Origin of the sequence: Mycolicibacterium monacense (genome assembly GCF_010731575.1) — a bacterium.
GTDB classification, from domain to species: Bacteria; Actinomycetota; Actinomycetes; order Mycobacteriales; family Mycobacteriaceae; genus Mycobacterium; species Mycobacterium monacense.
The window spans coordinates 4,095,904-4,109,601 of the sequence record NZ_AP022617.1; the positions used below are offsets into that span (position 1 = coordinate 4,095,904).

The following is a 13,698-nucleotide window of genomic DNA, read 5'->3' on the forward strand; positions in this document are numbered from 1 at the left end:
TACCGTGACGATATCGCCCACCAGGGCCGACGGCGCGTCGAATCGGCGCGGACGTGAACGGGTACGTGAAGAAGGAAGGAACTGCCGGTGCGCACAGCGATCCTGTTCGTCGCGACACTGTTGCTGTTCACCGTCGGGTGTTCGCGGGAGGTCACCGGAACCGCCCGCCAGGATCCGAACCAGCCGCGCGCCGCGGTGACCGAGGACGGCTACGGCATCCTCGTCGGCGATCCCGAGGCCGCGGCGCAGATCGAGGTGTTCACCGAACCGCAGTGTCCACACTGCGCCGCCCTGCAGGCCGACTTCGGCAGCGAGCTGGCCAGTTACGTCAGCCTCGGACAGTTGGCGGTGACCTATCGGCCGGTGACGTTCCTCGACCAGAACGGCGACCACTCGGCGCGGGTGAGCAACGCGATGTTCGCCGCCGCCGACGCATCGCCGCGGGCGGTGGCCTTCCAGGCGTTCGTCGAGGAGTTGTGGGCGCATCAGCAGCCCGGCGGTTCGGGACCGACCGACGCCGAGATGGCCGATATGGCCCAGAACAGCGGTATCCCCGCACCCGGCGTCGCGGCCGTCGCGGGCGGCGGCGAGGCGGTCGACACCCGGGACATGTCCGACCTCAACGTCGAACTCCTAGCGGAGATCAACATCTACGGGATCGGCACGCCGACGGTCTACGACCTGGTCAACGACGAAGTGCTCGACATCAACGACGACAACTGGCTGTCGAAGCTCATCTCGACGATCTAGCGCCGCTTCCTAGGGACGCAGTGCCACGCGGATGCAGTTGTCCTGCTTGTTCTTGAACATGTCGTAGGCGCGCACACCCTGTTCGAGCGGTAGATCGTGGGTGATCAGCTTCGCCGGGTCGAGGTCGCCCTGCTCGACGTAGTCGAACAGACGCGCCATGTACCGCTGACCGTGCTGTTGAGCCGATCTGAGCGTCAACCCCTTGTTGGTCACCACGCCCATCGGGAACTTGTCGGTCAACCCGTAGACGCCGAGCACCGACACCACTCCGCCCTTGCGGCACGCGAGGATCGCCTGGCGCAGTGCGCTCGCCCGGTCGGTCTCCAGCCGCAGCAGCTGCTTGGCCCGGTCGTAGACCTGTTGCAGTCCGGTGCTGTGGCCCTCCATGCCGACCGCATCGATGCAGGCGTCCGGCCCGCGCCCGCCGGTCATCTCGCGCAGCGACTCCTGCACGCTGTCCGCCGCGCCGTAGTCGATGGTCTCCAGCCCGAATTCGCCTGCCAGCGAGAGGCGTTCGGGGATACGGTCGATGACGATGGCGCGTTCGGCGCCGAGCAGCAATGCGCTCTTGGCCGCCATCAGGCCCACTCCCCCGGCGCCCCAGACCGCCACGGTGTCGCCGCCGTTGACGTCGCAGAAGTCCGCGCCCATGAACCCGGTCGGCACGGCGTCGGACAGGAACAGCGCCTGTTCGTCGGTGATGTCGCCGGGGATCGGGAAACAGTTCGTATCGCCGAACGGCACCCGCACGAACTGGGCGTGCGATCCGGCGTAGCCGCCGAACGGGTGGGTGTATCCGTAGATCCCGCCGGACGGGTAGCCCAGGAGTGGTTGCTGCAGTTCGGCATTCGGGTTGGTGGTGTCACAGCACGAGTACAGGTCGTGCTCGCAGTACCAGCACCGGTCGCACCCGATGAACGACGGGACGACGACGCGGTCGCCGACCTTGACGTCGCGGACCTCGCGGCCGGTTTCGACGATCTCACCCATGAATTCGTGCCCGAAGATGTCACCTTCCCGCATGCCAGGCAGATAACCGTCGATGAAGTGCAGATCGGATCCGCAGGTGGTGGTCAGCGTGACCTTGAGGATGACGTCGTGCGGGTTGAGGATCTCGGGATCGTCGACCGTCTCGACGGACAGCTTGTTGACGCCGTTCCAGCACAGTGCGCGCATGAGTAACCTTCCTTACCGCGCGGAGGGACGCGCGCTGGGGTTCTTACGGATGGTGGGGACCTCGCCGGTCTGCAACAACGCGCGGCAGCGGTAGAGCAGTTTGAACGCGAGCGCGCCGGAGAGCAGATCGGGCGCCGGGGTCTTGGTCTTCAGGGTGACCTCGGTGCCGAGGTGGTTCGGCGCGGGCCGGAAGGTGACGATGATCTCGTTTCCGTCGTCGCCGGCGAACCGCAGCCCGCCGTCGATGCTGTGGATCCGGGACTCCCACGTCGTCTCGACCGGGCCGGCGTGCAGTGTCCAGCGGTAGTGGTCGGGTCCGGTGTACTCCACGTCGCCGAGTTCGCCGAGCACGATCGACATTCGGTGCGCGTCGCGCCACAGCTCCTCGACCTCGACGACGCTGCTGGTGATGGTCACCGACTGCCCGTGCGTCGCGTCGCGTGTCTTGTCGCCGACCTTGCTGACCACGCCTGCGGCCAAGTTGGTGGCCCGGTCTCTGGCCGAGTCCAGAATCGACATGTCGAGCTCCCTCCGTCGCGCGGGCGATACCCGGCGCGGGGACGGCCAAACGCGTCAGGACGGGACAGGCTCCCGGGCCAGCCGCTTCTGCAGTACGGCCAGACCGATCAGCGCACCACCGGCGACCAGCCAGCCGACGACGGCGATCGATCCGGCCGGGATGATCGCCAATGACGCGTCACGGTCGCGCACCCGCACGAGATCCGGGTTGTTGCGGTCGTATTCGACGTAGATGCGCATCCCCGTCTCCAACTCCGACGGGTACAGCACGCCGAGTTCGGGACGGTAGGTGATGCGGTCGGGGGTGACGAACTCGATGGTCGACCGGCGCGGCCCGGCGCTGAGCACCGTCGCCTCGGCGACGCCCATGTGGCGTTCGATCTGGCGGTCGTTCCGCCAGGCGCCGATCACCATCAGCGCCGACTGCAGCGTCACCAGGCACGCCGCGAGGATGATGCCGATGCGCACCCGCCGGATGATCCGCTCGGCGCGGGTCTCGTCCCCGTCGCCCCACAGATGCGGGATGACCACGCGGCGGACGGCGGCCACCCGTTCGGCCAGCCTCACAGCGCGGCCTTGATCGAGGCATGCAGCGCGCGCAGCGACGACCTGTCGGCTTTCACCTCCAGCACGCGCATCCCCTCGTGCGGTTCGTCGAGTGCGTCGGCGAGCTGGCCGACCTCGATCTGGCGGTTGTCGACGTGATAGGCGCGGCACAGCGCGCCGACGTCGACGTCGTGCGGGGTGCCGAACACCCGAGACGAAACGTCGCTGAAGCGGGGATCGCCCTGTTCGAGCAGTTCGAAGATGCCGCCGCCGTTGTCGTTCGACACCACGATCGTCAGGTTGCGCGGGGTCGGTTCGGTCGGGCCGATCAACAGGCCCGAGCTGTCGTGTACGAACGTCAGGTCGCCCATCAACGCGATGGTGCGGCCGCCGGTGCGGTCGTGGGCCAGTGCGGCGCCGATCGCCGTCGACACCGTGCCGTCGATACCGGCCACCCCGCGGTTGGAGCGCACCTGCACACCGTGGGGCGTGAACCCGACCAGCGCGGCGTCGCGCACCGGGTTGCTCGCGCCCAGCACCAGCTGATCCCCCGGCCGAACCGCGTCGGCCACCGCTGCGGCGACGTGCAGTCCGGTGGTCAGCGGGTGGGCGGCGAGTTGTTCGCGCACCGCGGCGACGGCGTGGTCGTTGACCTCCTTGCAGCGCCGCAGCCACGCCGGGTCGGGAGTGCCGCTGGTGACCGCGCGGGTTCCGGTGGCCTGCGAGTTACCGCTGACGTCGGGCCAGCGCGGCCCGGTGGTGAGCGCGTACACCGGCACCGACGGGTCGGCGAGCAGCGCGGAGACCGGCCGGTGCAGTGTCGGGCGGCCGAGCATGATGACCTGCTTGGGCCGCAGCAGGCGCAGCGCCATCGGGTGCAGCGGATTGGCCGCAGGCGGTGCCGTCGGTTCGGCGACGGTGGGCAGGTCGGCGAGGTTCGGGTGCACGCCCGCGCCGTGACCGGCGATCACCACGGTGTCGGGGGTGAGGTCGATGTCGAGCGGCTGGTCGAACGTCACCGGCGGGGTGTGGGTCCACGGTTTGCCGTCGGGGCGGCCCGGCGGACAGGAGCCGTCGTCGTCGAAGGTGGGCACCAGCGGTTCGCGCAGCGGGATGTCGAACTGCACGGGGCCGGCGTTGGCGCTGCGCGAACCCGTCGCCGCCACCACCACCCGGCAGGTCGCCGAACGCCACTGCGCGTTGAGGGAAGTCATATCGCCCGGACTGCCTGCGCTCAATTCCGGGGCGAGACCCAGGCTGATGTTCGCCCGTACCTGGTTGCCGAAGTAGCCGAGCTGCTCGAAGGTCTGGTTCGCCCCGGTGCCGAGCAGTTCGTAGGGCCGGTTCGCGCTGAGCACGATCAGCGGCACCCGGGCGTAGTTGGCCTCGACGACGGCGGGGCCCAGGTTCGCGACCGCGGTGCCCGACGTCATCGCCACGCACACCGGCGCCCGGTCGGCGACCGCCAACCCGATCGCGAGGAAGCCGGCGGTGCGTTCGTCGATGCGGACGTGCAGCCGCAGCCGGCCCGCGCGGTCGGCGTCGGCCAGCGCGAAGGCCAGCGGTGCGTTACGCGACCCCGGGCACAGCACGACGTCGTGCACGCCGCCGCGAACGAGTTCGTCGACGACGACCCGCGCCTGTGCCGTCGAGGGGTTCATCGCTACAGGATATCGGCGAAGAATTTCAGCGCCGCGGCGTTGACTTCCTGCGGCCGCTCGATGAAGCCGAGGTGTCCGGCGTCGGGGATCTCCAAATAGCGGCCGTGCGGCATCGCGTCGGCGACCTCCTTGCCCAGATGCGGGGGCAACAGGACGTCGTCGGCGAACCCGATCACCAGCGTGGGGATGCGGATGCTGCGGTAGGCGGGCAGGCGGTTCTCCTTCGGGCCCACCGACCCCTGGGTCCGCAGACCGGGCGTGTACTTGGTCGGCCACATCGTGAACATCTCGATCCAGTCGCCGATCGCGCGGTCGTCGTTGATCGTCTTGGGTGAGAAGTTCTCCAGCACACGGACCTTCGCGTCAAATCGTGGCGGCAGGGTGATGCCGGCGTCGACCAGTTCCCGTTCGGCGTCGGAGAAGAAGTTGCGGGCCCGGTCGTGGCGGCCGCGGGTGGCCATCAGCACCGCGGACCGGACCAGATCCGGGCGGGCCAGCATGAGTTCCTGGGCGATGAAGGAGCCCATCGACACCGCCACGATGCGGACGGGGGCGGCGCCCAGTTTCTCGATGAGCGCTGCGGTGTCGGCGACCATCTGCTCGACGCCGAAGCCCTCGGCGTTCTCGGTGGCGCCGACGCCGCGGTTGTCGAAGGTGATGGCCCGGTAACCGTTGCGGACGAACTCCGGGACCTGGTGCAGGTGCCAGGTGCGGCCGGCGCCGCCGCGACCGGCGATGAACAGCACCGGGATGCCGGTGCCGCGATCGTCGTAAGCGAGATTCACGCGTCCCGACGCTACTCGACGGCGATTTCGGCGTGGTGGGTCGCGCCCAGCGCGACTGCGCACGCCGAAATCACTCGGTCGTCTCGGTGAACGCGAGGATCGGGATGGTGCGCCCCTGGGTCAGCTTCTCGTAGTCGGCGTAGCTGGGGATCCAGTTCTTCGCCAACTCCCACAGCCGGTCGCGCTCGGCGCCGGTGACCTCCTCGCCGACGAAGGTGCCCTGGTATCCGCCGGCGGTCAGCGTGACACGCGGCTGTTTGCGCACGTTGTGGTACCAGGCGGGATGCCGGCGGCCGCCGTAGTTCGAGGCGACGACGATCACGCGGCCGTTGTCGGTGAAGTAGGTCAGCGGCGTGACGCGTTGTTCGCCCGTCTTCGCCCCGACCGAGGTGAGCAACAGCTCCGGGGTGACCATCGCCGTGGACACCCGGCCGCGGCTGACGCGCAGCAGCGGCGGGTCGATGCGCGGCACGATGTGACGAACCAGATAGCGCACCGGCCGGGGGCGCAGCAGCCTGGCACCGACTTTCAGCATCGGCGAGCCGGCGGTCGGATCCACCTCGGGTATACCCATGCGGCAGATCCTAGGCAGACGCCTTCCGGCGGTGGTTGCGCGCGCGGACGGCCTGCAGCGCGGTGTCCCACAGCAGCTTCGCCGACGGCGCGAGCTGGCGGTGGGTGACGAAGGTGTCCTTGCCCAGCGCCGCGGTGGCGGCGGCCTTCGTCACGGCCGACGCTTTCGACACATGGCCGGAGTCGAACGGCGGCTGCGGGTCGTACTCGAGGATGAGCTGCCGGACCTTGGCCTGCGCCTCGCCGGCGAGCTGCGCGGACAGCCACAGCGCGAAGTCGAGGCCCGCCGAGACGCCCGCGGCGGTGACGACCTTGCCGTCCCGCACCACGCGTTCGTCACCGACGGGGGTGACACCGAAGGGCTTGAGCAGCGGGACCGCCATCCAGTGGGAGGTGGCGCGCCTGCCGTCGAGCACCCCGGCCGCGGCGAGGATCATCGACCCCGTGCACACCGACGTCGTCCACGTGGTGGTCGCGTGCGCGGCGCGGATCCAGGCGAGCAGCTTCTCGTCCCGGGCGTGTTCGCCGGAGGTCGGGCCGCCGGGAACCAGCACGATGTCGGGTGAGGGGGTCTCGTCGAACGAGTGGGTGGCGCCGACGACGAGCACACCGGAGTCCGCGGTGACGGGTCCGGGTTCGTGCCAGACGAAGCGGATGTCGGTGTCGGGCAGGCTGCGCAGCACCTCGTAGGGGCCGATGAAGTCGAGGGCGGTGAAGCCGGGGTAGAGCACGATCGCGATCTGGGTCATGGGCGGTCCTCTCAGGCGGTGAACGTCTTGCGGTAGTGATCGGGTGAGACGCCGAGTCGTCGGATGAAGTTGCGGCGCATGGTCTCTGCGGTTCCGAAGCCGCAGCGGGCGGCGATCGCGGTGACGGTGTCGTCGGTCTCCTCGAGTTGGCGGCGCGCGGCCTCGGTCCGGACGCGTTCGACGTAGGCGCCGGGGGCCTCGCCGACCTCGGTGCTGAACACCCGGGTGAAGTGGCGTGGGCTCATCGCCGCGCGCTGCGCCAGTTCGGCGATGCTGTGCGCGCCACCGGGTTCGGCCTCGATGGCCTCCTGGACGTCGCGGATCGGGGCACGTTTGGCGCGTGGCATCCACACCGGTGCGGCGAACTGGGTCTGTCCGCCCGGCCGGCGCAGGTACATCACCAACCACCGGGCGACGGTCTGCGCGGCCTCGGTGCCGTGGTCGTCCTCGACGAGCGCGAGTGCGAGGTCGATGCCGGCGGTGACGCCTGCGGCCGTCCACACCCTCGGTGAACTGCGGATGAAGATGGGGTCCGGGTCGACGGCGACGGCGGGGTATCGCTTGGCGAAGGCATCGGCGTAGGCCCAGTGGGTGGTGGCGGGGCAACCGTCGAGCAGACCGGCCTCGGCGGCGAGGAAGGCGCCGGTGCAGACGGTGACGACGCGGCGGGCGTGCGGGGCGGCGGCGCGCACCCAGGCGATGAGTTCGGTGTCGGCGACGGCGGTCTGGGTGCCTTCGCCGCCGGGCAGGACGAGCGTGTCGAGCGGGGTGTCCGGCTTCGGGAGCAGTTCGGCGGCGAGCGTGAGCCCGGTCCCGGTGGTGACGGGCCGGCCGCCGAGCGAGCCGACCGTGACGTGGTAGCCGTCCCTGCCGTCGGTCGCCAGGTAGCGGGAGGCGCCGGTGAACACCTCGAACGGGCCGACGAGGTCGAGTGCCTGGACGCCGGGGAACCCGACGATCAGCACCGATCTCGTCATGCGTTCAGTGTGAAGCGCCCCGGGACGTGGCGTCTACGCCATGGATCCCACAGATCAGGCCATCGGGCGGGGTTCCGCGGTCACCACACCAACGGCGTGAGATAGGTCCGCGCGTAGCGGGTCACCGCGTCGTCGTCGGTGACGTCGAGGACGGGTGTGCTCACCTGAACCAGGGACGCCGCCAGGCGGATGTGCAGTTCGCACACGGCGAGCAGGGCGTCGTCGGGCATGGTGGCGCCCGCGGCCCGCAACGCCTTGGCCATCGCGGTGGCCGCGCTGACGAGGAACATCCGGGCTTCGTCGAACATGCCCGTGGTGGCGGTGAAGTCGCCGTCGAGTTGCAGGAAGCGCCGCATGACGGGCTCCCCGGTGAGTAGACGCACCCCCTCCCGGAATGCGGCCACCGCCGCCTCCTGCGCACCGGCGGCCACGCTGACCGTCTGCAACCGCGCCATCGCGAAGTCGAATGTCTGCCTTCCGAGTTCGGTGATCAGCGCCTCGCGGTTGGGATACCGGCGGTACAGGGTGCTGCGGCTGACGCCGGCCTGGCGGGCGATCACGTCCATGCTCAACCGGCCGACGCCGACGAGCGCGACCTCCTCGGCGGCGGCCTTGAGGATCGCGGCTTCCTGTTCGGAGCGGTTGGCGCTGGTGCGGCGCATTCAGATCAGCTCAGCCCGCCGGGCATCCGGGCGGCGGTGCGAACGAGTCGAGCGCGACCGACCGGTGCAACCGGACGAGCTTCTCGTATTCGATCCGGTTGCGCGCCAACGGGATCAGCAGCAGCCTGTCCGGCAGCACCCGCCACGCCACCTGCAGCAGCCGGCAGTACACCTCGAATTCCCGGTCGTGGCGCGCCTGCCAGTCGAAGCCGGTCATCTCGCGGATCCCCGGGTGCAGGATGCCGAACGAGCACACCTTGACGACGCGCCCGGCGACCGGGCGCAGCAGCAGCCACGGCGGTGTGAGCGCCCGCCGGACCGGGGCGGGCAGCAACAGCGTCGGCAGCGGCAGCCGGGTCAGGTCGGTGGTGACGCGCTGCAGGAACGGGTTCGCCCGCAGTTCGGTGGCGACCATCGCGTCGTAGTACTCCACCGCGTCGGCGTGGGTGGCGGGCAGTTTGGCGTTCTTGCCCGGCAGCTCGAGGCCGCGGAAGGCGTCGAGGAGTTGCAGGTAGGCGGCGTCGCGTTCGGCTTCGGAGAGCACGATGCCGGTGCAGGGGGTGAACGAGTTGAGCACGAGGAAGATGCCGCTGACCGCGATCCAGCTCCACAGCTTGGGGTCGAGCGCGCTGTAGCGGACGTCGGCGAAGTCACCGCTGCCGTGGCCGCGCACGTCGCGGTGCAGCATCTTGAGCCGGTCGGATTCGGCGACCCGGTCCTCGGCGTCCCCCCAGATGGCCAGGAACGCCGAGAACCCGCTGCGCACACCACGATCGGCGAAGTTCGCGGCGAACCGTCCGGTCTTGTCCACCGCGGCCGCCACCGGGACCAGAGCCACCTCGTCGAACGCTGCCGCCCCGAAGAAGCCGCCGAGCGTGCTGCCGCTGTGTCTGCGGAACTCGCGCATCACCTTCGGCCGGACGGCCGCGACCTGACGCTGCGGTGAAGAGTGGGCAGGTGCGACCATGTCGCCTCCAGGCGTCGATGTTGACACAAAGACTATGCTTTTGTGTCAACATGTCAACGGCGTAGCAGTTGCAAACACCCAGCAACGCGGTCGATCCACCACTGCCGCCGCTCGGGCGGCGCGGCCAGCGCGGTCAGACGGTCCGGATCCGGTACGACCTGCGTCACGGGCAGTTGACCGTCGACGGGAACCAACGGTTCGGTGACGTCTTCGACGAACAGCCCGCCGGTACCCAGTCCGCACGCGTGTTCCAGCCGGGGCAGTGCCGCGGCCGCGTACAGACCGTGGGAGATCCCGACGGCCGAATCCAGCGCACTGGACACCACGATCGGGATGTCGATCTGCGCCGCGATGTCGAGCAACGGACGGACCCCGCCCAGCGGGGCGACCTTGACCACCGCGATGTCGGCGGCCCCGGCCCGCACCACGTGCAGCGGATCGTCCGCCTTACGGATGCTCTCGTCCGCGGCGATGGGAATGGTTATGCGCGAGCGCAATTCGGCGAGTTCGGGCACCGTGCGGCACGGCTGTTCGAGGTACTCCAGCGATCCGTCGGCCGTCAACGCCGCCGCCGCGCCCACCGCCTCCTCCACGGTCCAGCCGCCGTTGGCGTCGACCCGCACCGTGGGCACCGCCGCCCGCACGGCGTTCACCCGCTCGACGTCGTCGGCCAGCATCTGACCCGCCTCGGCGACCTTGACCTTGGCGGTCCGGGCGCCGGGGAAGCGCGCCAGCACCTCGGGCACCTGTGCGGCACTCACCGCCGGCACCGTCGCGTTGATCGGGATCCGGTCACGCCGCACCGCCGGCGGTGCGGAGTAGGCCGCCTCGATCGCCGAGGCCAGCCACGTCGCCGCCTCCGGCGGTGCGTACTCGAGGAACGGCCCGAACTCACCCCACCCGGCCGGGCCCTCGATCAGCGCCAGTTCACGCACCGTGATGCCGCGGAACCGCACCCGCATCGGCAGGGCGACGACGTGCAGGCGGTCCACGAGATCATCGAGCGCGGGGTTCACCCCGCCAGTCTCGCCGACCTCACACCGTGGTCCGGTCCCGACCCTCCCAGAACGGTTTGCGCAGTTCCTTCTTGAGGATCTTGCCCGTCGGATTGCGGGGCAGTTCCTCGGTGATGTCGATGCTGCGCGGACACTTGTAGTGCGCCAGGCGCTCGCGGCACCATTCGGTCAGCTCCTGCTCGGATGCTGAACCCTCCACCACGACAACGGCTTTGACCGCCTCGCCCCATTTCTCATCGGGTACGCCGATCACCGCGACCTCCGTCACCGCCGAGTGCTCCGCGAGCACCCGCTCCACCTCGATCGAGTAGACGTTCTCGCCGCCCGACATAATCATGTCCTTGAGGCGATCCTCGACGAAGATGAAACCGTCGGCGTCGATCCGCCCGACGTCACCGGTGCGGAACCAGCCGTCGGGGGTGACGGCCTCGGCCGTCGCCTCGGGTTTGTTGTGGTAGCCCTTCATCAGTTGCGGTGTGCGGAACCACAATTCGCCCTGCTGTCCGGTCGGCAGCTCGTCACCGGTGTCGGGGTCGGCGACGCGCAGCTCGGCATTCGGGATGAGCTGACCCGCGCTGACCAGCCGCTCCGGGTGTTCGGCGTCGCGGTGCGCCTCGGGCATCAGGTGGCTGATCACCCCGCACACCTCCGTCAACCCATACACCTGGATGAAGTCGGTGTCGGGCCAGGCCTTCAGGGCCTGCCGCAGCAGCGGGAGCGGCATCGGCGACGCGCCGTAACAGAAGGTCTTCAACGCCCCGAACAGCTTCACCGCGTCCGGACCCGTCTCCAGCACCTTGGCCAGAACGGCGGGCACCAGGAAGGTGCGGTTGGCGCCCTTGAGGATCGCGTCGGCGAGCGAGGCGCCGTCGACCTCCCGCGTCATGACGGTGGGCACCCCGTCGTGGATGCCGAACTGCACATAGGACTGGCCGCCGACGTGGAACAGCGGCATCGACACCATGTTCTTGTCGCCCTCGTCGAACCCCCAGCCGTCGTGGGCGTTGACGGTGTGGGCGATGAGGTTGGCCTGGGTGAGCTCGACACCCTTGGGGCGTCCCGTGGTGCCCGACGAGTACATGATCACGCAGACGTCGTCGGGTGCGACGTCCTCGGCGCGCCCGGTCGGCGCGGAGCCGGCGAGCAGCGCCTCGTATTCGTCGCCGTCCTGCCCGTCGGGAGTGACCTCGACGACGTGTTCGACGTGGGTGAGCCGGTCGCGGATCTTGTCGATCGTCGGGCGCAGTTCGCGGCCCACGATCAGGACCTTCGCGCCGCTGTCGCCCAGGACGTAGTCCAATTCGTCACCGGCGAGGCGGAAGTTGACGACCGCATTCGCGGCGCCGAGCGACGCCGCGGCGAACGTCAGCTCGACGCACGCCGGATGGTTCTTGTCGAGGAACGCCACCGCGTCGCCGTGGCCCACCCCGAACCGGCTCAGCGCGCCGGCGAGCCTGCGGACCCGGTCGTCCCACTGCGCCCACGTCCAGGTCCGGTCGAGATAGACGACCGCCTCGGCGTCGGGCGTGGTGTGCGCCCAGTGGTTGAGCCGGTCGTCGAGGAAGCGGGGGTCAGGCAGTCCGGGCATACCTACGAGCCTGCCATGACAACGGTGGTTGTCAGAGTTGTTTGGCGTAAACGCAGCGGCCCGAGAGATAGGTGGCCAGCACGTCGAGTTCGGCGATCCGCTCCGGCGGCACGCTGCGCGGATCCGCCGACAGCACCACCAGATCGCCGTACTTGCCCACCTCGATCGAGCCGATCACGTCGTCGGCGAACAGCTGCCACGCGGCGTCGAGGGTCTGGGCGCGGATCGCCTGATCGACGGTCAGCCGCTCCTCGGGCGCGAGCACCCGCCCGCTGGGCGCCGTGCGCGTCACCGCGACGCTGATGTTGCGCAACGGCTCCTCCGGGGTGACCGGCGGATCGTTGTGCAGTGAGATCCGCATACCGGTCGCGACGGCCGATCCGCAAGGCATCCAACGGTTTCCGCGTTCCGGGCCGAACAGCCCGTCGACGATGACGTCCCCCCAGTAGTGGATCTGGTCGACGAAGATGCTGCAGGTGACGCCGAGGGCGTGCGCACGCTCGAGCTGCTCGTCGGTGATGGCGCCGACGTGTTCGAGGCGCAGCCGATGATCGGGGCGGGGATGGGCCTCGAGCACCTCCTCGTAGACATCGAGGATCGTGTCGACCCCGGCGTCGCCGTGCACGTGACAGGCCATCTGCCAGCCCAACGGAAAGTAGGCGCCGACGATCTCGCGCAATTGCTCGCGGGTGTAATTCGCATGACCGCACGAGCCCGGCACCACCCCGATGGTCCGGGTGGCCGCGGTGTCCAGATAGGGAAACGTCAGGTCGACGTTGCCGATCCACGGCGAACCGTCAACCCAGATCTTGATGCCGATCTGGCGCACCAGGTCGTCGCCGTCGCCCGGGTGCGCGGTGCTGGTCAGCTGCGGGTTGGAGACCTCATAGGCGCGCAACCGGATCGTGAGCTCGTCGCGCAGACCGTCGAGCATGGGCCGGAACACCGGATCGAACGCCATGTCCGAACACGTCGTGAGCCCCGCGCGGTTGAGTCGCGCGCACTCGGCCACCAGCATCGACGGATAGTCACTCGGTGAGACGACGCCGGCGAGCAGCGGGAACACCGCGGCGGTCTCCTCGGCGGTGCCGTCGAGTTCGCCGTCGGCGTCGCGGCCGAAGCGTGCGCCCTTCGGATCCGGGACGTCGCGGTTGAGCCCCGCCCGTTTGGCCGCGACGCTGTTGAAGAACGCCTTGTGTCCGGAGTTGTGCAGGATCACCAGCGGGCTGTCCGGTGCGATGCCGTCGAGCCACGTCAACGTCGGGTCCGGCAGCCCGTCCTGCAGCAGCGGATCCCACCCGTTGAGGTAGGCACCCTGTCGTCCGCGCCGCGCCACCTCGCTGCGCACGGCGGCGACGACCTCGTCGGCGGACCTCATCGTCACGGGACGGATGTCGACCATCCGCTCGGACAGCGCGATCGCCTCCATCAGCGGATGCCCGTGCGCCTCCACAAGACCGGGCAGCACGCAGCCATCGCCCACGTCGAGGACCTCGGTGCCGGGCCCGATCCAGGTCTCGACGTCGGAGCGGTACCCCACGGCGACGATGCGCCCGTCGGCCACCGCGAGCGCTTCGGCCGTCGGTTGTGCGTCGTTGACGGTGAGCACGGTCCCGGTCAGGACGAGATCGGCGGCGGGCATGGGCGAATGCTAATGCGATGACCTGCGGTTTCTCGGTAGTCGCGAGAAACTTCGAGAAAAATTTCTTTTCGTGTCGATTTTCCGGGG

Annotated in this window: 14 protein-coding genes; 1 reads left to right on the top strand and 13 read right to left on the bottom strand. The window is 69.4% G+C overall.

Annotated features, from left to right (window positions below):
* Positions 1–87: 87 nt before the first annotated feature.
* Complete coding sequence (locus G6N49_RS19535; protein ID WP_011558179.1) at positions 88–750, top strand: DsbA family protein; 663 nt, start codon at positions 88–90, stop codon at positions 748–750.
* A gap of 9 nt (positions 751–759) precedes the next feature.
* Here the strand turns inward: G6N49_RS19535 and G6N49_RS19540 are convergent, their stop codons facing one another.
* The 13 genes from G6N49_RS19540 to G6N49_RS19600 all read right to left on the bottom strand — a co-directional run bounded on the left by G6N49_RS19540 (position 760) and on the right by G6N49_RS19600 (position 13,611).
* On the bottom strand, positions 760–1,926 hold the full coding sequence (locus G6N49_RS19540; RefSeq protein WP_011558178.1) for a zinc-dependent alcohol dehydrogenase: 1,167 nt from the start codon (positions 1,924–1,926) through the stop codon (positions 760–762).
* Positions 1,927–1,938: 12 nt separating this feature from the next.
* Positions 1,939–2,445, bottom strand: a complete 507-nt coding sequence (locus G6N49_RS19545) for an SRPBCC family protein (protein WP_011854583.1) — start codon at positions 2,443–2,445, stop codon at positions 1,939–1,941.
* A 54-nt stretch (positions 2,446–2,499) separates the two neighbouring features.
* Complete coding sequence (locus G6N49_RS19550; protein ID WP_011558176.1) at positions 2,500–3,012, bottom strand: DUF3592 domain-containing protein; 513 nt, start codon at positions 3,010–3,012, stop codon at positions 2,500–2,502.
* Positions 3,009–4,652, bottom strand: a complete 1,644-nt coding sequence (menD, locus tag G6N49_RS19555; protein WP_011854582.1) for a 2-succinyl-5-enolpyruvyl-6-hydroxy-3-cyclohexene-1-carboxylic-acid synthase — start codon at positions 4,650–4,652, stop codon at positions 3,009–3,011. Before menD ends, G6N49_RS19550 begins: the two co-directional genes overlap by 4 nt.
* Positions 4,653–4,654: 2 nt before the next feature.
* On the bottom strand, positions 4,655–5,437 hold the full coding sequence (locus G6N49_RS19560; protein WP_041309460.1) for an alpha/beta fold hydrolase: 783 nt from the start codon (positions 5,435–5,437) through the stop codon (positions 4,655–4,657).
* 70 nt (positions 5,438–5,507) lie between these two features.
* A complete protein-coding gene (locus G6N49_RS19565) occupies positions 5,508–6,011 on the bottom strand; it encodes a nitroreductase/quinone reductase family protein (RefSeq protein ID WP_011558173.1) in 504 nt (167 codons plus the stop codon).
* A gap of 10 nt (positions 6,012–6,021) precedes the next feature.
* On the bottom strand, positions 6,022–6,759 hold the full coding sequence (locus G6N49_RS19570; RefSeq protein WP_011854581.1) for a DJ-1/PfpI family protein: 738 nt from the start codon (positions 6,757–6,759) through the stop codon (positions 6,022–6,024).
* A gap of 11 nt (positions 6,760–6,770) precedes the next feature.
* On the bottom strand, positions 6,771–7,736 hold the full coding sequence (locus tag G6N49_RS19575) for a GlxA family transcriptional regulator (RefSeq protein ID WP_083044830.1): 966 nt from the start codon (positions 7,734–7,736) through the stop codon (positions 6,771–6,773).
* Between the two features lie 80 nt (positions 7,737–7,816).
* Positions 7,817–8,398 carry a TetR/AcrR family transcriptional regulator gene (locus G6N49_RS19580; protein WP_011558170.1) on the bottom strand — a complete coding sequence of 194 codons (582 nt, stop codon included), beginning with the start codon at positions 8,396–8,398 and terminating at the stop codon, positions 7,817–7,819.
* A gap of 10 nt (positions 8,399–8,408) precedes the next feature.
* On the bottom strand, positions 8,409–9,365 hold the full coding sequence (locus G6N49_RS19585) for an oxygenase MpaB family protein (protein WP_083044829.1): 957 nt from the start codon (positions 9,363–9,365) through the stop codon (positions 8,409–8,411).
* A 53-nt stretch (positions 9,366–9,418) separates the two neighbouring features.
* Positions 9,419–10,381, bottom strand: a complete 963-nt coding sequence (locus G6N49_RS19590) for an o-succinylbenzoate synthase (protein ID WP_011558168.1) — start codon at positions 10,379–10,381, stop codon at positions 9,419–9,421.
* Positions 10,382–10,400: 19 nt separating this feature from the next.
* Positions 10,401–11,969 carry a long-chain-fatty-acid--CoA ligase gene (locus G6N49_RS19595; protein ID WP_083044828.1) on the bottom strand — a complete coding sequence of 523 codons (1,569 nt, stop codon included), beginning with the start codon at positions 11,967–11,969 and terminating at the stop codon, positions 10,401–10,403.
* A gap of 31 nt (positions 11,970–12,000) precedes the next feature.
* Complete coding sequence (locus G6N49_RS19600; protein WP_083044827.1) at positions 12,001–13,611, bottom strand: amidohydrolase; 1,611 nt, start codon at positions 13,609–13,611, stop codon at positions 12,001–12,003.
* Between the last annotated feature and the right edge of the window lie 87 nt (positions 13,612–13,698).